This is a genomic window from Streptomyces coeruleorubidus, from assembly GCF_028885415.1.
Lineage (GTDB): Bacteria > Actinomycetota > Actinomycetes > Streptomycetales > Streptomycetaceae > Streptomyces > Streptomyces coeruleorubidus_A.
This window is the reverse complement of record NZ_CP118527.1, coordinates 6,043,780-6,065,552: the sequence shown is the minus strand read 5'-3', so window position 1 is coordinate 6,065,552 and position 21,773 is coordinate 6,043,780. Positions and strand designations below refer to the sequence as shown.

Here is a 21,773-nt window from a genome sequence, read left to right as displayed (position 1 = left end):
GCCTGTCAGCCGCAGGAGTGGTATTTGTACCCCGCCTGACGCGAGTCGCCCTTGCGGTCGGGGAAAACGTACTTCCCCTCGGTGTTGCGGCGCAGATCGAAGGTGTGCTTCTTGCCCTCGTACCGCAGATACAGGGTCCTCTCGCTGTCGGTCGACCCACCGATCTTGTACATGTGCTTGTTGACCCGGCTGAAGGTCTTTTCGCCCACGATGCCGTCCGCGGTTTCCCCCAGCTTCTTCTGCAGATCGATCGTCGAATAGAGGGTGCGCCACCCGAAGTCCCCGTCGATGTGGCCCTCTTCGAAGATCTTGCCGTCGTAGTTCGTCGCGTAGGCTCCCTCCGCCCACAGGATGCGCTGCCACAGGCACGTCGCGTTGGAGCTTCGCCAGGACGTGCGGGACAGCTCACCCTCGTCGTCCCAGTCGTCGGAGAACTTGCCGTACCCCCGTATCCACCCGTCGGACACCTTCGCCGAGGCCGGTGATGCCGCCAGTCCCAGCGTGGTCACCATGGCGGCGCCCAGGACCGCCGCCACTGCCCGTGAACGCTTCCTGAGAAAATTCATGTGCTCCCCCTCGGGTCGTGTTGGCCATGTGCAGAGTCACACGGAGGAGGCACTGTGTGACCCTCAAAGGTTTCAGGATGGGTGCGGAAAGGACGGGCCCCAGGGGGAGTTATCGCGGTGAGTTCGGGCGCGGTTGCAAGGATGATGAACACACCGGCACTTCACCTGCGCGATTGACCTACCCGAGGAAGGTTCACACGTGAGACCAACCCGTACCGCCCTGACCCTCGTGACAACCGTCGCTCTGACCCCCGCGCTCCTGCTGGCCGGCCCGGCCCTCGCCGCCGAGTCGTCCCCGTCGTCCGCCACCACCGCGGCGACCGCTTCCGACACGGCCGGCTCAAGCGTCGGTGACATGTCCGACGACGACGTCCGGGGCGCGATCGCGCGCATCCTCGCCGACCCCACCACGGGCAGGGCCGTCTACGCCGCCGCGCAGAAGGCCTTGGACGGCACCATCGAGGACCAGCGGTACTTTCTGGAGACCGGCCGCTGGATCGCCCAGGCCGAGGACGACCGCGTCGCCATAGCACGCATCCTCGCCTCCGCCGACCCCAAGACCGACAAGGCGGTCATCCGGGAGGCCAACGAGGCCCTCGACGCCAACACCCCGGAAGCCCTGCGCGCCTTCCTGGAGACGGGCTACCGCCTGGCCGTCGCCGAGGACGACCGCGTCCGTGTCGCCCGCATCCTCGCCGACCCGACGATCAGCGACGCGCTGCGGGCCGCGGCGGAGGACGCCATTGACGGGACGCCGGAGGAGTTGCGGTACTTCATCGAGATGGGCCAGTACGAGGTGGACGGCTGAGCCGTACTTCTGGAACGCCCTCGCTCCGCCCTTCGTTGGCGGGGCGAGGGTGGTCCTCGATTTTCGGGGGAGGGGACGGATCCGTGCACAGCGCGTCCGGACAGCAGCCGCACGCGGTGCCCGTACCGCAGGGCTACCGCGTAGGCCACTGGGAGGTGCGGGAGCCTCTCGGGTCCGGTGCCTTCGCGACCGTGTATGCAGGCCGGCCGACCGGCGAGGCGGATCCGGCCCTGCCCCGCCGGGCCGCCCTGAAGTTCCTGCCGACCGGCACCCGCACCCCACGCCAGCTGCGCCATCTACGCGAACTGGCCGAGCGGGAGGTCGAGTTGCTGGGCCGGTTGCGCGCGCCCCGCCTCATCCGCATGCACGAAACGCTGACCGTCGACGACCCGGACCACCCGGAGCTGGACGGCGCCACCGTCATCGTCCTGGAACGGGCCGAGACCTCCCTGGACGCCGTACTGGCACACGACCCGACACCCGAGTCCGGCCCGGCCCTGCTGGCCCAGATCTGCGAGGGCCTGCACCAGCTGCACCACGCGGGCTGGATCCACGGCGACCTGAAGCCGGCCAACGTCCTGCTCATGAAAGACGATTCGGTACGGCTCGCCGACTTCAACATGGCCGCCGAACTGGAAGGCACCCACGCCTACGCGCCCGCCTTCGCCACACCCGACTACACCCCGCCCGAGCTGCTCTGGCCCGAGGTCGACGAACGCGGCACGCGCATCCGCCCGACCGCCGACATCTGGGCCTTCGGTGTCCTCGCCCATGTCGTCCTGACCGGAGAGTTTCCGCTGCCGGGCGGGACGACCGAGGGCCGCATCGACGCGGCGACGCGTTACGCACGCGGCACGGACGAACTGCGCCTGTCCCCTGAACTACCCGAGGGCTGGCGGGAGATCATCACCGACTGTCTCGCCCGCACACACGCCGAGCGCACCACCGCGGCGGCGCTGCTGCCCCGCGTCACGAAGGCCGCGGGCGTCGTCACACCGGCCCGACTGCCCCGACTGCGCCCCCGCTTCTGGCAGCGACGCCCCGTACTCACGGCAACGCTCACGTTGGCCCTGCTCATCACGACGACGTCGACGGTCTCGGCCTACCGTCATGTGACCACGGACGATGGAACGCCGGTGTACGCGGCCCTGCCCAGAGAGCTGGCCTTCCCCACCAATGCGCGCGGCGAGGTGGTCTACGGCTACCACCGCTGCCCGGAGGACAGTGTCTGCTTCTTCCACGAGCACAACGGCAACGGCGACATGTGCGTCTGGCAGGGCGACGACCCGGACTGGCAGTCGGGCAAGGACACCTGCACCTGGGCCGCCGACGCCCCGGTGCGTTCGATCTTCAACAACATCGACGACAGCCATGAGGAGAGTGCCGTCGCCTACTTCCGGGGCACCGACTTCTCCCCCGCGGACGCGGACCGCCGCCGCCTGGCGCAGCGCACCGGGTGCAGCGCGGTGAACAGCATGGGCAACCTGGCGGGCACGTATGCGCCGCGCTCGCACCGGCTGATCGACAGTTGCTCGTCGTTCACGGCGGTGGTGGATGTTCTGACGCCGTGGTGAGGGGCCGGGCTACAGGGACTTGATGAAGAGGGCCCAGGCTCGGGTGGGGAACACCAGGGCGGGGCCCTCTGGGTTTTTGGAGTCGCGGACGGGGACGGTGCCGGGGAGGTTGTCGGCTACTTCGACGCAGTCGCCGCCATCGGCGTTGCTGTAGCTGCTCTTGCGCCAAGCGACGGAACCTAGGTCAAATCCCCTTGCTGCGCTTCATCTCTGTAGATCCTCGCTGCGTCGTCCATCAAGGCCAGGGACGCCTCGGGTGACAGTGCGACGGCCCTGAGCCAATCGTATCTACGACGGAACTCCTTCACTTGGGCCGGGAAATCGACGATGTGGCCAGTCAAATCGCCCTCGGTGTATACCAACGGCGGAGCGTCGGGAAAGGTCATGATCTTGGCCATGCCACCCGCGAGGGGGTGCCAGGGGACTGTTTCCGGAACGATCTGAAGAACGTTCCGTGTGGACCGGATCACGTCGAGGATGTGGTCCAACTGCTCGGCCATCACCGCCGGAGAAAGCGGCGTTCTGCGGATCACCGACTCGCTCAGGATCCCCCAATAGCTCGGCCGGTCCTCGCGTTTCCACAACTCCGCACGCGCCAACCGTGCGCTGACACGTTCCTCAACCGCCTTCGGTGGCACCTCCGGCTCCACGTACTGAATAAGCCCCCGAACATAAGCTCCGGTCTGCAGAAGACCCGGAACGACGTTGGGAGCCCACTCCTCCAGCGACAGCGCCCGCTTCTCCATGTCCGGGACGTCCGCGTAGTACCACGCGTGCCCCACCCGCCGCGCCTTGGCCGCGTCCTCACACCGCCGCTCGAAGAACCCGTCTGTTCCCAGCTTCTGGTCCACGTGCCGGGCCAGGTCCAACGGCATCCCCCGCTCCCCCCGCTCGATCTGGCTGAGGAACGAGATCCCCCGGAAACTCCCCTCCACCAACTGCTCCAGCGTCAGCCCCGCTTGCTCCCTCCTATAACGCAACTCGGCGCCGTAGAAGCAGGGAACACTCGTCGACGCGTCAGGGTCCTTCTTCGCGGGAACAACCCACCACCGTCGTTTCTCACTTGCTCGTGCACAGCCGAAACCCCTTTCACGGTACGCAACTCGACGTCAGTGTGTGAGCGACTCATCGCGGAGCGCACATGGAGGCGTCTCCCATGCACCCCCGCCCCCACGCCCACGAACCCCTCGTCCTCGAATTGCCCGCGCTCCCCAAGGCCGTACCCGAGGTACGCCGAGCCGTACGCGACCACGTGGGCGGGCCCTGCCTCGAAGTTCAGCTCTGTGTGAGCGAGTTGCTGACGAACGTGATCGCCCACGTCGGCGAGGGCACCCCGGTGACAGTCCACCTGTTCCGCACCCCGGACGGCCGTACCCGACTGGAGGTGACCGACCCCGACCCGCACGCCTGGCTCATCACCCGCCACCCGGACGAGGACGACGAGACGGGCCGCGGCCTGCTCCTGCTCGACGCGGTCGCCCGACGCTGGGGGGTACCGCTGTCGCCTGGCGGCAAGACGGTGTGGTGCCAGGTGAGCCTCTCCCATGACGACCCTGAAACATTTCAGGTTCACCCAACCCTTTGCCCTAAACCATGATTGCGGCGCGGACAAGCCAGCAGAAACCCGCACATCGTAGGGAGAACCACATGATCCAGAACCGCCCGCTCCGCACCCGGGCAGCCGTTTTCGCAGGAGTTCTTACGGCAAGTCTCCTGGGCGGCGTGATCGCTGCCGCACCGTCCACGTTCGCCGCCTCGTATCCGACGTGCAACGGCGTCACGAGGGTGAAGGCCGGTGGGACGGACACCGTCAATCAGCCGTACTACAAGGGCAACGGCACCAGGAACTGCATCCTGAAGTACGGCAACGAGAGCTCGGCTGTCAAGGAGCTTCAGTTCAACCTGGTCCACTGCCACAACCTGAGCACCGGCGGGATCGACGGCATCTACGGGGACAAGACACGTGAGGCCGTCAAGGCGGTGCAAAGGGACGCGAAGATCGGCGTGGACGGGATCTACGGCCCTGACACCCGCAAGGCGATGGACTGGTACTTCTACCGCAACGGCGACCCCGGGCGCAGTTGCCTGCCCGGTAGCTTCATCGGCTGACGAGGATCCACGAGATCACTCGGGGGGAGTCGGCACAGCCGAGGGAGGAGACCGTGGACAGGGGTGCGCGGTCGAGCCCGGGCGCACCGCCGCGGTGAGCGTCACCTTTCCACGCTCACCGCGGCTGTCCCGCCCCTCTTCCCGGCCCGCCGCAGTGGAGTTCCCCGCACATGCATCCCGCAGCCCGCGTGTTCCAGATCCTGTTCCCCGTCGCACAGTCCTACGGCGCCCCCGCCCCCTTCCTGCCGCATCCGGAACACCCCCGGCGCCGGGACGATAACCTCTCATCAGCCAACTGGCGTGACATGAGAGCACGTTGAGAAGGAAAGCAGGTCGGGGGACCCATGACAGACCATCGGTGGCCCGGCCCTGCCGACGCGGCGTTCGATGACGGCGCCCTGGAGCAGGCCGGCACCACCCCGCTGCAGCCCGCCGATCCCGGGCGCATCGGCCCGTACATCCCCCTGGGGAGGCTCGGCAGCGGCGGCATGGGGAGGGTGTATCTGGCCCGCCCCGCCGACAACGCCCCCGGCCTCGCCGCCGTCAAGGTGATCCGCCCCGAGTACGCCGAGGACCCCCGCTTCCGGCGGCGTTTCGAGCGGGAGGCCGCCCTGCACGTCCGGGTTCGTACAGCGCGGGCGCCCCAGCTGCTGGGCACGGGATTCGACGACTCCCTGCTGTGGATGGCGACGCAGTATCTGCCCGGCCTCAACCTCGCCGACGCCGTCCGCGAGTGCGGCCCTCTCGACGTCGCCGGGGTGTGGCGGCTGGTCGGTGATCTCGGGCAGGCTCTGGCAGCGCTGGCCGCCGCCGGTGTGGTGCACCGGGATCTCAAGCCGTCCAATGTGATCCTCTCCCAGCAGGGCGCGCACATCATCGACTTCGGTATCGCGCGGGCCACCGACAGCAGCGTGATCACCTCGACCGGGAACCGGGTCGGCACGCCCGCGTTCATGGCGCCCGAGTATCTGCGCGAGGGCCACTGCGACACCGCCTCCGACGTCTTCTCCCTCGCGGGAAGCCTGATCTACGCGGCCACGGGGCGCGCTCCTTTCGGTGACGGGACGGGCGTCGACGTGATGCACCGTGTCGCGTTCGAGGAGCCCAAGGCCGAGATCATGGCCGGACTGGCGGCCCGGGACGCCGGACTGGCCGCAGTGCTTGCCGCCTGCCTCTCCAAGGATCCCGCCGGCCGTCCCACGCCTCGGCAACTGACCGAGGCCGCCGAGGCCGCCGGGGACCCCCACGCCGCCTCCTGGCACGAGCCGCTGGGCGGCCGGCTGCTCGTCCGACAGCAGGCCTGCGACGTACTGGAACGTTTCACCTTACCGAAGGCCGCTCACGAGACCGTCCAGCTACGTGGGCCGGCGGCCCAGGGCACAGCAATTCCAGCCCCTGCCCCTGCCCCTGGCCCTGGCCCTGGCCCTGGCCCTGGCCCTGGCCCTGGCCCTGGCCCTGGCCCTGGCCCCGAGCAGAGTCCCACGAGGGACAGCGGCGGCGGGCGCACGAAGCGGAAGGTGTACCTCGCCGTCGCCGCCGGTCTCACCGTGTGCGCCGTTGTTGCAGGAACCTTCTTCCTCTCCCGTCCGTCCGTCGGCGACACCGCCTCGACAGTGCCGACAGCGGTCGCCACCAGCACCGGCGACGACGCCCGGACCGCCCCTCCGCCCGGTTCGTCCGTATCACCCTCCGGCGCCCAGGAGAAGGAAGCCGGCAAGGAGGAGAAGCAAGGCGCGTCGGGGGCGCGGGCGGACGAGGCGTCAACTGACCCGAGGACAGACGGGGGCGAAACCCGGGCCGAACCCACCGGCGAGACCTCCGGCGCCCCGGACGGTGGCGAAGACGGCGGGGGCAGTGACGGAGGCGACCCGACCGCCGCACCCACCAAGACGGCTACCGCGCCCGGCGCCCCTCCCTGGATCTCCCGGTGCACGTATTACTCCGGCACCGAGCTCACCGTCCGCGGTGACAAGGGGCAGCGCGTGGTCCAGGTGCAGTGCATGCTCGCCCAGCGTGGCTTCAAGGTCGGCGACGCGGGCGTGGACGGGCAGTTCGGCGGCGCCACGCAAGCCGCCGTCAAGAAGTTCCAGAGGGCCAAGGGCCTCTCCGCGGACGGCCAGGTGGGACCCGACACCTGGGCGGCGCTGCGCAGTTCGACGTAGGCAGGGGGCCGGTTCAGTCCGGCTCGTATTCCCAGCGGAAGATGAGGGGCGTTCTCAACGGTGCTCCAACGGTGCCCTGACGGTAGCCCTACCGCAACGCGAACGCGGACGGGCCCGCCGGCTGACAACCGGCAGGCCCGTCCATGTCATTGCGACGCGGCTCAGTGGAAGAAGTGCCGCGTCCCCGTGAAGTACATCGTGACGCCGGCCTTCTGCGCGGCCTCCACGACCAGTTCGTCACGGACGGAGCCGCCGGGCTGGACCACGGCCTTCACACCGGCCTCGGTGAGGATCTCCAGGCCGTCCGGGAAGGGGAAGAACGCGTCGGAGGCCGCGTAGGAGCCCTGCGCACGCTCGGCGCCCGCCCGCTCCACCGCCAGCTTCGCGGAGTCGACGCGGTTGACCTGGCCCATGCCGACACCGACCGAGGCCCCGTCCTTGGCGAGCAGGATCGCGTTGGACTTGACGGCCCTGCAGGCCTTCCAGGCGAAGGCCAGCTCGGCCAGTTCCTCGGCGCTCAGCGCCTCGCCGGCCGCCAGCGTCCAGTTGGCCGGGTCGTCGCCGTCGGCCTGGAGCCGGTCGGTGACCTGGAGCAGCGCGCCGCCGTCGATGGGCTTGACCTCGACGGGGTTCGACGGGCCCTGAGGGCAGCGCAGCACGCGGATGTTCTTCTTCTTGGTGAGCGCCTCCAGGGCGCCGTCCTCGTAGTCCGGCGCGACGATGACCTCGGTGAAGATCTCCGCGACCTGCTCGGCCATCTCCTTGCTCACCGGGCGGTTGACCGCGATCACGCCGCCGAACGCCGACAGCGGGTCACAGGCGTGCGCCTTGCGGTGCGCCTCGGCGACGTCCGCGCCCACCGCGATACCGCAGGGGTTGGCGTGCTTGATGATCGCGACGCAGGGCTCGGCGTGGTCGTACGCGGCACGGCGGGCGGCGTCCGTGTCCGTGTAGTTGTTGTACGACATCTCCTTGCCGTGCAGCTGCTCGGCCTCGGCGAGGCCGCCGCTGCCGGAGACGTACAGGGCGGCGGGCTGGTGCGGGTTCTCGCCGTAGCGCAGGGTGTGCTCGCGCTCCCAGGTGGCGCCGAGGAAGTCGGGGAACTGCGACTCGTCGACGGGCGCGTAGGAGGAGGCGAACCAGGAGGCGACGGCGACGTCGTACGCGGCCGTGTGCTGGAAGGCCTCGGCGGCGAGCCGCTTGCGGGTGGCGAGGTCGAAGCCGCCGTTCTGCACGGCGGACAGGACGTCGGCGTAGCGCGCGGGGCTGGTGACGACCGCGACCGAGGGGTGGTTCTTGGCGGCGGCCCGGACCATCGAGGGCCCGCCGATGTCGATCTGCTCGACGCACTCGTCGGGGGTGGCACCGGAGGCGACGGTCTCGCGGAACGGGTAGAGGTTGACGACGACGAGGTCGAACGGCTCGACACCCAGCTCGGCGAGCTGCCGCTGGTGGTCCTCCAGGCGCAGGTCGGCGAGGATGCCGGCGTGGACCCGGGGGTGCAGCGTCTTGACGCGGCCGTCCAGGCACTCGGGGAAGCCGGTGAGCTCCTCGACCTTGGTGACCGGGACGCCGGCGGCGGAGATGCGGGCGGCCGTGGACCCGGTGGAGACGAGCTCCACACCGGCCTCGTGCAGGCCGCGGGCGAGCTCCTCCAGCCCGGTCTTGTCGTAGACGCTGACGAGCGCCCGGCGAAGGGGCCGCTTGTTGCTCTCGGCGGTCACTGGATAACTACCTTTCGTCCCTCAATGCGATAGCCGTTGCGGGCGAGCCGCCCCACGACCTCGACGAGCAGCCTTCGCTCGACTTCCTTGATGCGCTCGTGCAGAGCGCTCTCGTCGTCCTCGTCCCGGACCTCGACCACGCCCTGGGCGATGATCGGTCCGGTGTCGACGCCGTCGTCGACGAAGTGGACGGTGCAGCCGGTGACCTTCGCGCCGTACGCGAGCGCGTCCCGCACGCCGTGGGCGCCGGGGAAACTGGGCAGCAGGGCGGGGTGCGTGTTGACGAACCGCCCGCCGAACCGCGCGAGGAACTCCTTGCCGACGATCTTCATGAACCCGGCGGAGACGACGAGGTCGGGCTCGAAGGCGGCGACGGCCTCGGCCAGGGCGGCGTCCCACTCCTGGCGGCTGCCGTAGTCCCTGACCTCGCGCACGAAGGTGGGCAGCCCGGCGCGCTCGGCGCGTGCCAACCCCTCGATGCCCTCACGGTCGGCGCCGACGGCCACGATCTCGGCCCCGTACGCCTGCGCACCGGCGGCGTCGATCTCGTCGAGGAGCGCCTGAAGGTTGGTACCGGATCCGGAGACCAGCACGACGAGGCGCTTGGCGCGCTGGGCCACGGGCTTGGCGGCCACGGTCGGGGCCTTTCTCGGGGAAGCGTCTGTCCAGGCGGCCGGCCTGTGGCGTTTGTACATTCATACGAATGCTTCGCGCCCCCGGATACGGGGAAGCCTACGAACCGGCCGACCGACAGCAACGATACCGGCACACCGGGCAGCCCCCACGGGACGGGGGCATGGCCGGAAGGTAGCGTCTGGGCGGAGCCGGTTCGGGAACGCCGTCCGGACGCGATGCGTTCAAGAGATGGCGGACCCGGGTCCGACACCGTTCAGTTCTGTCCACTCGTTCTTGCCCACCGACTCATTCCTCCTCATCAACGGGAAGACGCTCACTTGATGCCGGACCGCAGCATGCGACTCCTCACGTTCCCCCAGCTCTCGGCGCAGGGAGGGGAGCGCGGCAGCGTGCTGCTGCGGGAGCGCCCCAGCTCACCACCCGACGCGCCTTCGGACGGCGACCGCGGCGACGAGCGAGGGCGCGGCTCCCAGGAGGACAACCCGTTCGCCCCGCCGCCCGAGGGCACCCCGGACCGGCCCTGGCAGCCGCGGCGTCCGTCGGGTGACGACTCCCGGGACGGCGGCGAGGGCGACCGCGCGCCGTGGGGCGGGCAGTGGAGCGACCGGCAGCCCGGCCGCTCCTCCGGCGGCTTCGGCGACCGCCCCCGCGGCGGCCCCGAGGGCCCGGGCGGCCCCCAGGGCGGCCAGAACCCGCGCTGGGACCCGACGGACCCCGCCCAGCGCCGTGCGCGCTATGCCCTGCTCTCGGGCATGTGGGCCTTCTTCTTCGCCCTCTTCAGCTGGCCGTACGTGGCACTGCTGCTCGGCGCGCTCTCCCTCTACTGGGGCATCAGCGCCCTGCGCGCCAAGCCCCGCAGGGCCGACCCGGACTCCCCGGTCTCCGAGCAGCCGGGCCGCCCCCACACGACGGCCGCGGTGAGCGGCCTGGTCACGGCATCCCTGGCCATCGCCCTGGTCGCCGCGTCCTTCACGGCCCAGCTGGTCTACCGCGACTACTACACCTGCATGAACGACGCCCTCACGAACAAGGCCAAGCAGTCCTGCACGGAACTTCTGCCGAAGGAGCTGCGTGGGTTGCTGGGGGACAACGGCTGACGGGCGGCCTGCCGCGCTGCTTCAGGGGCTGTCCGGCTTCGGGACCGGGTCGTGCGGGGGCAGGAAGTCGTACGGTTCGAATGTGGCGTCGTCCTGGTCCTGGAGGTCGTACAGGGAGTCGTGGCCGAAGGGGGCGTAGGGGGCGTCCGGTGTGGGGGGTGAGGTCTTCGGCTTCGCGTCCCCGTCGGGCGGGGAGACATCGCCTCCGGCGGCTGGAGCGCTTCCGGTGAGCCCGGCGCTCCCTGCATCCCCGGCGACTCCGGCGATCCCGGCGATCCCGGTGCGTGTGAACCAGCTCCGGCCAGGGCGCGAGCCCTTCCGCAGTCGGCTGACCTTTCGGGCGCCCGCGGCCGGGCCCTCCCGCTGCTTGCCGATGGTCGGCCCGTCCGCCTGAGGCGCCCGGCACCGCCAGGCCCGTACGGTCACCGCCGTCGGGACGGCCACCAGCACCAGCCACGCCAGCGTCGCCGCACCCACCTGCCACCACACGGGCCCGAACCGGGCCAGGACCGTGACCCCGAGCGGCCCGCCCGCCAGCGCGGCGAGCCCCGCCAGTACGGCCGCGCACAGCACGGCCGCGAGGGCGGTGGCACGGGCGGTGCGCCCCGGCGACCAGACGACATCGCCCCCGCCGCCCGGCCGCGTACCGCCGCGCTCTCCGGAAGCCGCCCTCTTCGCCACGACCCGGCCGACGACCACCCCGGCGACCACCGGCACGACCCCGGCCGCCACCCAGTGCACCAACCGCCCCTCCCCCGCCTCCGGCACCGCCGCCAGCAGCGGAAACGGCGGGAGGAACGGAGCCGGCGCGGAGGACAGCGGGCTGACGACGTGACCGGCGCCGAGCGCGAAGCCGGGGCCGAGGGCATAGGCGGCGGCCCACACCGCCGCGTTCGGCACCAGGGCCGCACACAGCAGCAGCACCGCGAACCGACCCGACCACCCCTCCGTCAGCCGCAGCAACGCCGCCTGGGCCGCCGCGCCGTGCCCCACCAGCGACAACGCCACCAGCAGCGCACCGCCCCCGAGGAGCACCGCAGCCCCGGCCGCCGCGGCCCGGGCGGCGACACCCGGGCGCCCGCCCGGCCCGAGGAGCAGCGGCCGTACTCCCACCGGCAGCACGCCCACCAGCCGCCGCAACGGCCCGCCCGGACGGCCGTACGCCGACCACACACCCGCCCCCGCCGCCACGACGGCGACCAGCGGCACGCACATCCCGGTCCACACCCACGACGGCCGCAGCGCACCGCCCGCGGCGTACAGGGCGGCGGGCGCGGCGACGGCGAGGTAACCGAGGACGACGCCCGTCCAGGCGGTACGGGCGGAGACCAGCAACGGTTCCGCGATCATCGCGATGCCCTGCACCTCCTCGACGCCCGCGTCGAAGCCGTCGCCGGTGCCGTCGTCCCCGTCCACCGCCCCCCCGTCCGTGGCGTCCCGCGCCGCCCGGTGCAGCAGCCATACCGGCAGGACGAGCAGCAGCAGCGGCGGGACGCCCACGGGGGCCGGGACGCCGGCGAGTGTGTCGGTGCGGACCAGTTCGGCTCCGTGGGCCAGCAGCCACAGCGCCGCCGCCACGTGCAGCGCGCCGCCGGGCCCGCTGTCGGGGTACGGCGAGGTGATCCACAGCATCATCACCAGCACGGCGAACGACGCGAGCCCGAGGCCCGCCGCGACCGCACCCTCCACGAGGGCACCGACCAGTCCGGGCGAACGGTCGCGCATCCGGGTGAGCAGGGGCGACGGCGGACGGCGGCGAGCTGTCATCTCGATCACGCCGCCATGCTCCCAACGACACGCGCTTTCCCGTCGTAACAGGCGAACCACCGTTGTGTCGCTCAATATACGTTTATGTACTTTTCCGTACGAAGGGGCGGCCTGTGACACAGAGCCCTGCCGTCCCGCTTCCCCCGCCCAAGGAACGCCGGCGCCTGCGCGAGGCCGCCTCGCTGACGCGGGCTCAACTGGCCTCCCGGGTGGGTGTCACCAGCGAGACGGTGCGCGGATGGGAGACCGGCCGCTCGACGCCGCGCGGCCGGAAAGCGGAGAAGTACGCGAAGCTGCTGAACTCACTGGGCGGCCAGGCGGAAGTGACACCGCCTCATGCGGAGCGCAAGGCCGCCGCCGCGAGCGATCGCAGCCGCCCCTCGGCCGGGGACCGCGGCCGCGCCTCCGGCAGGAACCGGGGCCGCACCTCCGTCACGGACCAGGACCGCACCACAGCCGGCCACCGAAGCCGGGCCTCGACCACCGAACGCAGCCGCGTCGCCGACCGGAACCACGCCATCGGCACCGACCGCGGCCGCACCCCCGTCGCCGACCACCGCCACACCACCGTCGCCGACCGGGGCCACACCACCGGCACCGACCGGCACCCCGTCCCCGCCCGGGCAGCAACCCCGCGGCGGCCGGACGACTCGACCGCCGCTCTGACCCCCGATCAGGCCTTCGACGCGCTGTACGCGTTCTGCGCGCCCGCGCTCGTCCGGCAGGCCTACCTGCTGACCGGCCGCCGTGAGCTGGCGCGGGAGGCGGTCGAGTGGGCCTTCCACATCGCCTGGCAGCGCTGGCCCGAGGTGGCCCGCGACCGCGATCCGGCGAGCTGGGTGCGGGCGGTGGCGTACGACTGTGCCCTTTCCCCGTGGCACCGGTTCCGCCCCCGCTTCCGGCACCCCGAGCCGCCGCCCTCCGACGCGTTCGACCGCGCGCTGCTGGACACCCTGCTGCAGCTGCCGCCTTCGTACCGCCGCACGCTGCTGCTGTACGACGGTGTCGGTCTCGGCCTGCCGGAGACGGCGGCGGAGACGGAGGCGAGCAGCCGCGCGGCCGCGAACCGGCTGATGCACGCGCGGGAGGCGGTCGCCGAGCGGCTGCCGGAGCTGGCGGACCCGGAGGTGCTCCACTGGCGGCTGGTCGAACTGGCCTCCATCGAGCGGCTGCGGGCCGCCAAACCACTGGACGTGCGCCGGACCGGGGAACGCCGGGCCCGTTTCTGGACCCGGGCCGCCATCGCCTTCACGATCGCCCTGATCGCAGCCACGGCCCTCACCGCCCGCACGGCCCCCACGCACTACGAGCCACCGGTGCCGCCGGGCGAGACCGTCCAGGGCGTGCCGCCACCGGTCGCACCCGGACCGCTGTCGGAGTCGGAGCGGGAGCTGCGGGCGAAGCTGCGCGAGGAGGAGCTGCGCGGGCCGGTCCGGCTGATGCCGCAGCCACGCTGACGCCTGCTTCCGCCGAAAGGCGGTGGGCCCGCCCCCGTGCGGGGAGCGGGCCCACCTATGAGCTGTGCTGTGCGACTGAGCCGTAGGGCGCTGACCCTGCTCAGCCGGCCAGGATCGCGCGCGCCAGCTTCGCCGTCTCGGTCGGCGTCTTGCCGACCTTGACGCCGGCGGCCTCGAGGGCCTCCTTCTTCGCGGCGGCCGTGCCGGAGGAACCGGAGACGATGGCGCCGGCGTGGCCCATGGTCTTGCCCTCGGGCGCGGTGAAGCCCGCGACGTAGCCGACGACCGGCTTCTTCACGTTCTCCTTGATGAAGGCCGCGGCCCGCTCCTCGGCGTCGCCGCCGATCTCACCGATCATGACGATCAGGTCGGTGTCGGGGTCGGCCTCGAACGCGGCGAGGGCGTCGATGTGCGTCGTCCCGATGACCGGGTCGCCACCGATGCCGACGGCGGAGGAGAAGCCGATGTCCCGCAGCTCGTACATCATCTGGTACGTCAGCGTGCCGGACTTCGACACCAGGCCGATGCGGCCCGGCTTGGTGATGTCGCCCGGGATGATGCCGGCGTTCGACTGGCCCGGCGTGATGAGACCGGGGCAGTTCGGGCCGATGATGCGGGTCTTGTTGCCCTTGGACACGGCGTACGCGTAGAACGCGGCCGAGTCGTGGACCGCGATGCCCTCGGTGATGACGACCGCGAGCGGGATCTCGGCGTCGATGGCCTCGACGACGGCGGCCTTGGCGAAGGCCGGCGGGACGAAGAGGACGGATACGTTCGCGCCCGTCTTCTCCATCGCCTCGGCGACCGTGCCGAAGACCGGGATCTCGTTGCCGTCGATGTCGACCGACGTGCCCGCCTTGCGCGGGTTGACGCCACCGACGATGTTGGTGCCGTCGGCCAGCATGAGCTTGGTGTGCTTCATGCCCGTGGCACCGGTCATGCCCTGGACGATGACCTTGCTGTCCTTGTTGAGGAAGATAGCCATGGCTGTTTAGTCCCTCGTCCCTTACTTCGCAGCCGCGAGCTCGGCGGCCTTGTCGGCCGCGCCGTCCATGGTGTCCACGCGCTGGACCAGCGGGTGGTTGGCGTCGGAGAGGATCTTGCGACCCAGCTCGGCGTTGTTGCCGTCGAGACGGACGACGAGGGGCTTGGTGACTTCCTCGCCCTTGTCCTTGAGCAGCTGCAGCGCCTGCACGATGCCGTTGGCGACCTCGTCGCAGGCGGTGATGCCGCCGAAGACGTTGACGAACACGGACTTGACGTCCGGGTCGCCGAGGATGATCTCCAGGCCGTTCGCCATGACGGCGGCGGAGGCGCCACCGCCGATGTCGAGGAAGTTGGCGGGCTTGACGCCACCGTGCGCCTCACCGGCGTACGCGACGACGTCCAGGGTGCTCATGACGAGACCCGCGCCGTTGCCGATGATGCCGACCTCGCCGTCGAGCTTGACGTAGTTGAGGTTCTTCTCCTTGGCGGCGGCCTCGAGCGGGTTGGCCGCCTCCTTGTCCTGGAGGGCCTCGTGCTCCGGCTGACGGAACTCGGCGTTCTCGTCGAGGGAGACCTTGCCGTCCAGGGCGATGACCTCACCGGAGGCGACCTTCGCCAGCGGGTTGACCTCGACCAGGAGGGCGTCCTCCTTGATGAAGGTGTCCCACAGCTTGACGAGGACGTTCACGACCTTGTCGGCGACCTCGGCCGGGAACTTCGCGGCCGCGACGATCTCGCGGGCCTTCGCCTCGGTGACACCCTCGTTGGCGTCGATCGGCGTCTTGGCGACGGCGTCGGGGCGGGTGGCCGCCACCTCCTCGATCTCCATGCCGCCCTCGACGGAGGCGATGGAGAGGAAGGTGCGGTTGGCACGGTCCAGGAGGAAGGAGACGTAGTACTCCTCCACGATCTCCGGGGCCGTCTCGGCGATCATGACCTTGTGGACCGTGTGGCCCTTGATGTCCATGCCGAGGATGTTGGTCGCGTGCTCGACCGCCTCGTCGGGGGTGGCGGCGAGCTTCACGCCGCCGGCCTTGCCACGGCCGCCGACCTTCACCTGGGCCTTGACGACGGACTTGCCACCGAGGCGCTCGGTGGCTGCGCGGGCCGCCTCAGGCGTGTCGATGACTTCACCGGCCAGCACCGGTACATCGTGCTTGGCGAAGAGGTCCCTCGCCTGGTACTCGAACAGGTCCACGCGCTTCCGTCCCTATCAGTGATCTCGCGGTTCGTTGTCTGCGTGGGCGTGCCGCGAGGGCAACGTGACGTCCGCTGTCTGTCACAAGGGAGGCGCACACGGTGTCCGAGCGCGCGGCATGTCCGTCTCGCAGGTTATCGCTGCTTACGGGGGGCCTCTAAATCGAGGGTCACACCTGAGCGGTGATACCTGTCACATGATGCCGCGCTCTCTGGCACGGCGTGCCTGGGGTGAGGGGCCTCACCGGGCTGGGGTTGACCCGGTGAGGCCCGTGTGGCACCCCCGAAGGTGCGCAAAGGCCCTGTTCAGGGCCCGGCTCTCCGGGGCGCGGGGTGGTTGGTCCCCACCCCAATGGGGACCACCCGACCCCATCCACGAGCTTTCGGCCTCGGGCGACCGACGGTTTTCGGCCGTCCGGAGGCGATGCCTCGTGGAGTCGGTGGGGTGAGGGCGATGGTGAGAAACCGTGAGCGGTATCGGCGGAGCGGCGCCGGGGAGCGGCGGTCTCCCCGTGCTAACCGGGGAAGACGGGGATGTCCCGGTGACTGTCCCGGGTGCCGGCCGCGCAGGAGCGGGCCGCGACACCGGGCAGGAGTCTCAGCGGGGCCCGATGGCTCAGCGTGACGGCGTGCGGGTCGCCGTGGCGCGATGTGCTGTGGTCGGCCGTGGACCGGTTGCCGAGCGTGCCGTCAGGCCGGCCTGCGGGCCCGTGGCCGCCCGGGGCAGGTCCGACGTGGGCGGACGGGCCGGCGTGCTCTGCGCGTCTGGTGTGGCCGGCGTGCTTTGCGTGGCCGGCGTGGCCCGCGTTCTCTGTGCGGCCGGCGGCGTGGTGCTCGGCGCCGCGCACTACGGTGTCCGACTCCGCAGCGACTGACTCCGCCCCACTGGTCCGTCCGACGGTGGCAGGGGGGTCGGCCGGGGTCGGTGCCGTCCTGCACGGCTGCGGGTCGGTCGTGATCGGGGTGGGGAGGGGGTGGCTCGGGGTGGGGAGGGGGTGGTTCGGGAGTGGGGGGTGGTTGGGGAGGCCGGGAAGCCCGGGAAGGGCGGGCGCTCCCGGGAGCGTGACTTCACCGGCGGGGGGTGCGGGCGGGAGGTCCGACGGCCTCGGCAGGTCGGGGAGGTCCGGGAGGTCCGGGAGGTCCGGGAGGTCCGGGAGGTCCGGGAGGTCCGGGAGTTCTGGGAGGTCTGGGAGGTCTTGCAGCTTGGGCAGTGCGGGCGCGTCCGGCAGCACCGGCAGCGTCGGCGGCTTGGGGGCCGTTGGCGGGCCGGACGGTGGGGGCAGCTCGGACAGCGCCGGCGGCTTGGGCAGCGGCGGCAGCTTGGGCATGGCCGGCAGCGTGGGCATGGCCGGCAGCGTGGGCAGCGGCGACGGAGAAGACGAGGACCGCTGTTTCGCCTGCGCCGCTCCCAGCCCCTTGCTCACCGCCTCGCCGGTATCACCAGCCGCCCGCACGACCCGCTCACCCACGGCCCCCGCGAGGGGAGCGCTGCCGACTCCGGACACGGAGTGAGGCCCAGGCGAGTCGATCCGCCCGGCCGTGACGTGCGTCAGCGCCCGTACGCCGTCCGCCGCATGCGCCCGCTCCCCGCACAGGAGCCCGATGACGAGCACCCCGCCCACCAGCAGCGCCACTTGGAGCACACGCCACCCGGCCGCTGTGCGCAACACGCGCACAGCGGCACCGGGCAGGGCTGCTGACCAGGTCAAGAGGGGGAGCTTCCTCCCGTGCTACGGAACAAGTGCGGAACGCATCACGCGTTACGAGCAACGAGTCGGCACAACGCGGCACTGCCCGGCGCGGCGCGACACACCGCCGAGCAGGCGCCGATCCTCGCACGGGAGTGCGGAGCTTGCGCAAGCCCTTCCCCGCTGATGGTCAGTCATATCCCTTTTGCCGAACGAAGTTGGACGACGATGCGTCGACAAGTCGCCATCTGGCCGCCCTCACCACCACGGCCCTCGGCATGTCACGCCGCATCCGGTATCGGCAGCGGACGCTTCTCGATCGCCGCCGCCATCACCTCCGGGAACAGATCCGGCGTGCAGGCGAACGCCGGTGCCCCCAGCGCGGCGAGCGCGGCCGCGTGCTCCCGGTCGTACGCCGGCGCCCCCTCGTCCGACAGCGCCAGCAGCGTCACGAACTGCACCCCCGAGGCCTTCATCGCCGCGACCCGCTTGAGCATCTCGTCCCGTATGCCTCCCTCGTAGAGGTCGCTGATCAGCACGACCACCGTCTCGGCGGGCCGGGTGATCTGCGACTGGCAGTAGGCGAGTGCCCGGTTGATGTCCGTGCCGCCGCCCAGCTGTGTCCCGAACAGGACGTCGACGGGGTCGTCGAGCTGGTCCGTGAGGTCGACGACCGCCGTGTCGAAGACGACGAGTCGCGTGGAGATCGTCCGCATCGAGGCGAGCACCGCTCCGAACACCGATGCGTACACGACCGATGCCGCCATGGATCCCGACTGGTCGATACAGAGGATGACCTCCTTCTTCGTGGACTGGGACGCCCGCCCGTACCCGATGAGCCGCTCCGGCACGATCGTTCGGTACTCGGGCAGGTAGTGCTTGAGGTTGGCCGCGATCGTGCGGTTCCAGTCGATGTCGTGATGGCGGGGCCGGTTGATGCGGGCGCTGCGGTCGAGAGCGCCGGTGAGGGTGGCCCGGGTGCGGGTGGCGAGCCGCTTCTCCAGGTCCTCGACGACCTTGCGCACGACGGCCCGTGCCGTCTCCTTCGTCGTCTCGGGCATGGCCTTGTTGAGCGACAGCAGCGTGCCGACGAGGTGCACGTCGGCCTCCACCGCCTCCAGCATCTCCGGCTCCAGCAGGAGCGTGGCGAGACCGAGCCGGTCGATGGCGTCGCGCTGCATGACCTGCACGACGGTGGACGGGAAGTACGTCCGGATGTCCCCTAGCCAGCGCGCCACGGACGGCGCCGACGCCCCGAGCCCCGCCGAACGGTCCCGGCCCCCCTGTGGCTTCTCCCCCTTGCCGTAGAGCGCGGTGAGCGCTCCGTCCATCGCCGCGTCCCGCCCGGACAGTTCGCACCCGGTGCCGTCCGCCGCGTCGCCCCCGAGCACCAGCCGCCACCGCCGCAACCGCTCCCGCGCCGGGTCCGTCACCTCGGCCGTCATCCGCGTCCTCCCTTGCGAGGCCGCTCCCACAGCGGGATCACCGGCACGGCCGTCGTCGGCCGGACTTCCGCCGGCGACCCGTTCCTGATCGTGTCTCCCGCTTCCGCACTCGGAGCCGGCCGCTTCAGTCCGTCGGTCGTCACCCCGTCACCCCCACCAGGTCGTTGCCGATCTGCTCTTCCCCCTCGTCCAGCCCGAGCAGCAGCCGCACGACCGGCAGCACGGCGTCCGCGCGCACCGTGTCGAGCTCCGCCGCGAAGCCGGGTATGCCGGAGCCGGCTCCTGCCGCACTGCTCCCGGCCCCCGGCCCGCGCCGGACCAGTTCGCCGAGGGTCCGCCGCACCCCGGGCTCGTACGCCGAGAACGTCCGCCGCAGCAGGGGCAGCACGTCCGTGAACGCCTCGGCCGGCACCCCGGTCAGCCACGCGTCGACCAGCCCGAGCAGCCGCTCGTCGTGCACCAGGAGCATCCCGCCCCCGGAGCCTCCTCCGACGAAGCCCTCGATCCACGCGGCCGCGTCCGCCGGTGGCGTGCCCGGGGACAGGACGAGCCCCATGAGGCGAGCCGCCTCGTCCTGCGCCAACTCGCCGTCGTCCAGCAGGAGCCGGACGGCACGTCCCCTGATCACTCCGGGCACGGTGTCCCGCGCGCACAGCACACGCAGCACCGATTGCCAACGGGCTCTCAAGTGACCTTGTCCCGCTGCGGGTGCGTCCCCTAGGAGCCCCACGGCCCCGTGCACGGCGTCGACATGACGCCGCATCTCCTCGGCGGCGTCCGCGTCGAGCGCGGCGCAGGCCGGGGGCAGGCCGACGAAGACCCGCTCGGCCAGACCCGCCGCGACCTCTCCCAGGGCCCCGGTGTCCGTGCCGCGCACATCGCCGTAGCGCAGGGAACGGACCAGGGCAGGCAGTGCCTGGGCCAGCTGGCCGACATCCGTGTCGAGAGCCGCCCGGTCGACGAGGATCCGCATCACCGTCGGCAGCGCGTCGGGCAGTTCGGCCAGCAGGCAGCGCTCGGCGAGTGCGGTGACGTCGGCGAGACCCTGCGCGGCGACGGCGTCCGCCTCGGCCTTGGCGGTCGCGGCGGACAGGACGGTCGTCCCCCACACCCCGGCCTCGGCGACCCGCACGGACAGCTCGGGCTCCCAGCGCAGCCGCCATGTCTCCCGGAACGTGCCCGTGCTGCCCCGCGAGGCGGCCGGTTCACCCCACGCGAGGCCGAGCAACCGCAGCCGGTGCAGCAGTCTGCTGCGGGCGGCGTCGGTCTCCTTGCGCAGGTCGAGCTCCAACTCCCGCTCCAGCGCCTCCGGCTTCAGCCGCAGCCGGCGCTGGAGCCGGGCGAGGTCCCGCTGCAACGGAACCGCCGGCGCCGTCGGCGGCACCTCCCCCAGCACGTCCCCCACGACCAGCCGGTCCCGTACCAGCGCCAGCGGCACGTCCGAGCCCTCGCACATCACCGCCCGCACCGCGTCGGTCGTCTCGCTCAGGCCGGGCAGCGGGCGGCCGCGCATCGCGGCGAGCGTCTCGGCCAGCCGTACGGCCTCGATGACGTGCGCGGAGGAGACGAGCCGGTCCTCGGCGCGCAACAGCCCCGCCACCTTGGTCATCCATCGCTCGACCGGCCGGTCCGGGGCGCTGAACAGGTGCCCGTACCAGCCCGGCGAGTCGATACCGGCGCCGTAACCGCTCATCCGGGACAGCCGGCGGTGCGTCCACGGCACCCAGGTCATGTCCGTCTTGACCTTGGCCAGCCCCTTCAGCAGCGCCTTGTCGGCGGCGACGGGGCTCTTCCGCCGCAGGGCGGGCACATGCCACGCCCCGCACACGACGGCCACGCCGTCCTCGAACTCCCGCTGTGCGGCCCGCACCTGGAGCCGCATGTACGCCTCGCGCACCAGGTCCTGGTCGTGTCCCGCGCTGCCGTAGGCCTCTCGCAGCGCCCCCATCGCCTCCTCCAGTACGGTGAACGGCGCGAACGCGTCGCCCTTCCCCACGCCCCGGTGCTCCACGACGTCCTCCCACCACCGCTCCGGGTCGTCGTAACCGGCGGTCTCGGCGAGCACCCCGAGCGGATCGATCCGCAGGTCGGCGGTGTCGGGGCCGGGGCCGGGGGCGCCCTCGCTGTCCGCCGTCTCGGCGTCCGCAGGAGGGTCCCCCTCCACTGCCGCCTCGTCCTCCTGCCTTCCCCAGGCCAGCGTGTGCGTGGCCGGAAGGTCGATGAAACGGGCCGGGACGTCGTGTTCCAGGGCCCAGCGCATGGCGACCCACTCCGGGGAGAACTCGGCCAGCGGCCAGAACGCCGAGCGGCCGGGCTCGTCCACGGCATGGGCGAGCAGGGCGACCGGCGGCCGCATCTCCTCGTCGGCGGCGAGCGGAATCAGGGCATCGGCCTCGGGCGGCCCCTCGATCAGCACGACCCGCGGCCGGGCCTCCTCCAGCGCCGCCCGCACCGCCCGCGCCGACCCCGGCCCGTGATGCCGCACCCCGAGCAACAACGGCCCCGCCCCGGCCGCCCGGCCTTCAGCCTCTTGTACGCCCGTCATGTGTTTCCCTC

The 21,773-nt window shown here is 71.5% G+C and carries 17 protein-coding genes and 1 pseudogene; 7 read left to right on the top strand and 11 right to left on the bottom strand.

The window, feature by feature from the left end; translation table 11 throughout:
- Window positions 1-5 precede the first annotated feature (5 nt).
- Complete coding sequence (locus PV963_RS28355) at window positions 6-566, bottom strand: peptidoglycan-binding domain-containing protein (RefSeq protein WP_274818658.1); 561 nt, start codon at window positions 564-566, stop codon at window positions 6-8.
- A 199-nt stretch (window positions 567-765) separates the two neighbouring features.
- On the opposite strand from PV963_RS28355, the gene PV963_RS28350 reads away from it, so the two are divergent.
- The gene (locus PV963_RS28350; RefSeq protein ID WP_274818656.1) at window positions 766-1,374 is read left to right on the top strand and encodes an ALF repeat-containing protein; all 609 of its coding nucleotides are present in this window, start codon (window positions 766-768) and stop codon (window positions 1,372-1,374) included.
- Between the two features lie 83 nt (window positions 1,375-1,457).
- Complete coding sequence (locus tag PV963_RS28345; protein ID WP_274818655.1) at window positions 1,458-2,948, top strand: serine/threonine-protein kinase; 1,491 nt, start codon at window positions 1,458-1,460, stop codon at window positions 2,946-2,948.
- 9 nt (window positions 2,949-2,957) lie between these two features.
- On the opposite strand, the pseudogene PV963_RS44055 reads toward PV963_RS28345, so the two are convergent.
- Together PV963_RS44055 and PV963_RS28335 are read right to left on the bottom strand one after the other, a co-directional pair.
- Window positions 2,958-3,059 (bottom strand): annotated as a pseudogene (locus tag PV963_RS44055) (DUF397 domain-containing protein); the annotation flags it as partial.
- Window positions 3,060-3,127: 68 nt separating this feature from the next.
- Window positions 3,128-3,928 (bottom strand): helix-turn-helix domain-containing protein, encoded by an 801-nt coding sequence (locus tag PV963_RS28335; protein ID WP_274818653.1) that lies wholly within the window; start codon window positions 3,926-3,928, stop codon window positions 3,128-3,130.
- 176 nt (window positions 3,929-4,104) lie between these two features.
- On the opposite strand from PV963_RS28335, the gene PV963_RS28330 reads away from it, so the two are divergent.
- From PV963_RS28330 to PV963_RS28320, 3 genes are all read left to right on the top strand, one after another.
- On the top strand, window positions 4,105-4,545 hold the full coding sequence (locus PV963_RS28330; RefSeq protein WP_274818651.1) for an ATP-binding protein: 441 nt from the start codon (window positions 4,105-4,107) through the stop codon (window positions 4,543-4,545).
- A 50-nt stretch (window positions 4,546-4,595) separates the two neighbouring features.
- The gene (locus PV963_RS28325; protein ID WP_274818649.1) at window positions 4,596-5,057 is read left to right on the top strand and encodes a peptidoglycan-binding domain-containing protein; all 462 of its coding nucleotides are present in this window, start codon (window positions 4,596-4,598) and stop codon (window positions 5,055-5,057) included.
- Window positions 5,058-5,401: 344 nt separating this feature from the next.
- A complete protein-coding gene (locus PV963_RS28320) occupies window positions 5,402-7,219 on the top strand; it encodes a serine/threonine-protein kinase (protein ID WP_274818648.1) in 1,818 nt (605 codons plus the stop codon).
- A 161-nt stretch (window positions 7,220-7,380) separates the two neighbouring features.
- Here PV963_RS28320 and purH read toward each other — a convergent pair whose 3' ends face one another.
- Both purH and purN read right to left on the bottom strand, forming a co-directional pair.
- Window positions 7,381-8,943, bottom strand: coding sequence for a bifunctional phosphoribosylaminoimidazolecarboxamide formyltransferase/IMP cyclohydrolase (gene purH / locus PV963_RS28315; protein ID WP_274818646.1), 1,563 nt, complete (start codon window positions 8,941-8,943; stop codon window positions 7,381-7,383).
- Entirely contained in the window at window positions 8,940-9,578 is a 639-nt protein-coding gene (gene purN, locus PV963_RS28310; RefSeq protein WP_274818644.1) for a phosphoribosylglycinamide formyltransferase, read from the bottom strand. The genes purH and purN overlap by 4 nt, the downstream gene beginning before the upstream one ends.
- Window positions 9,579-9,899: 321 nt before the next feature.
- Here purN and PV963_RS28305 point away from each other — a divergent pair, with 321 nt between their 5' ends.
- Entirely contained in the window at window positions 9,900-10,676 is a 777-nt protein-coding gene (locus tag PV963_RS28305; RefSeq protein ID WP_274818643.1) for a hypothetical protein, read from the top strand.
- Between the two features lie 21 nt (window positions 10,677-10,697).
- On the opposite strand, the gene PV963_RS28300 is transcribed toward PV963_RS28305, so the two are convergent.
- Window positions 10,698-12,443 carry a cell division protein PerM gene (locus PV963_RS28300; RefSeq protein WP_274822134.1) on the bottom strand — a complete coding sequence of 582 codons (1,746 nt, stop codon included), beginning with the start codon at window positions 12,441-12,443 and terminating at the stop codon, window positions 10,698-10,700.
- Window positions 12,444-12,556: 113 nt separating this feature from the next.
- On the opposite strand from PV963_RS28300, the gene PV963_RS28295 reads away from it, so the two are divergent.
- Window positions 12,557-13,900, top strand: a complete 1,344-nt coding sequence (locus PV963_RS28295) for a helix-turn-helix domain-containing protein (RefSeq protein WP_274818641.1) — start codon at window positions 12,557-12,559, stop codon at window positions 13,898-13,900.
- 100 nt (window positions 13,901-14,000) lie between these two features.
- On the opposite strand, the gene sucD is transcribed toward PV963_RS28295, so the two are convergent.
- The 5 genes from sucD to PV963_RS28270 form a co-directional block, all read right to left on the bottom strand.
- Window positions 14,001-14,885, bottom strand: a complete 885-nt coding sequence (gene sucD, locus PV963_RS28290) for a succinate--CoA ligase subunit alpha (RefSeq protein ID WP_274818640.1) — start codon at window positions 14,883-14,885, stop codon at window positions 14,001-14,003.
- A 21-nt stretch (window positions 14,886-14,906) separates the two neighbouring features.
- Window positions 14,907-16,085, bottom strand: coding sequence for an ADP-forming succinate--CoA ligase subunit beta (gene sucC / locus PV963_RS28285; protein ID WP_150482603.1), 1,179 nt, complete (start codon window positions 16,083-16,085; stop codon window positions 14,907-14,909).
- Between the two features lie 514 nt (window positions 16,086-16,599).
- Window positions 16,600-17,793, bottom strand: coding sequence for a hypothetical protein (locus tag PV963_RS28280; RefSeq protein ID WP_274818638.1), 1,194 nt, complete (start codon window positions 17,791-17,793; stop codon window positions 16,600-16,602).
- 260 nt (window positions 17,794-18,053) lie between these two features.
- Window positions 18,054-19,217, bottom strand: a complete 1,164-nt coding sequence (locus PV963_RS28275) for a VWA domain-containing protein (RefSeq protein WP_274818636.1) — start codon at window positions 19,215-19,217, stop codon at window positions 18,054-18,056.
- Between the two features lie 139 nt (window positions 19,218-19,356).
- The gene (locus tag PV963_RS28270; protein ID WP_274818634.1) at window positions 19,357-21,762 is read right to left on the bottom strand and encodes a DUF5682 family protein; all 2,406 of its coding nucleotides are present in this window, start codon (window positions 21,760-21,762) and stop codon (window positions 19,357-19,359) included.
- Window positions 21,763-21,773 lie beyond the last annotated feature (11 nt).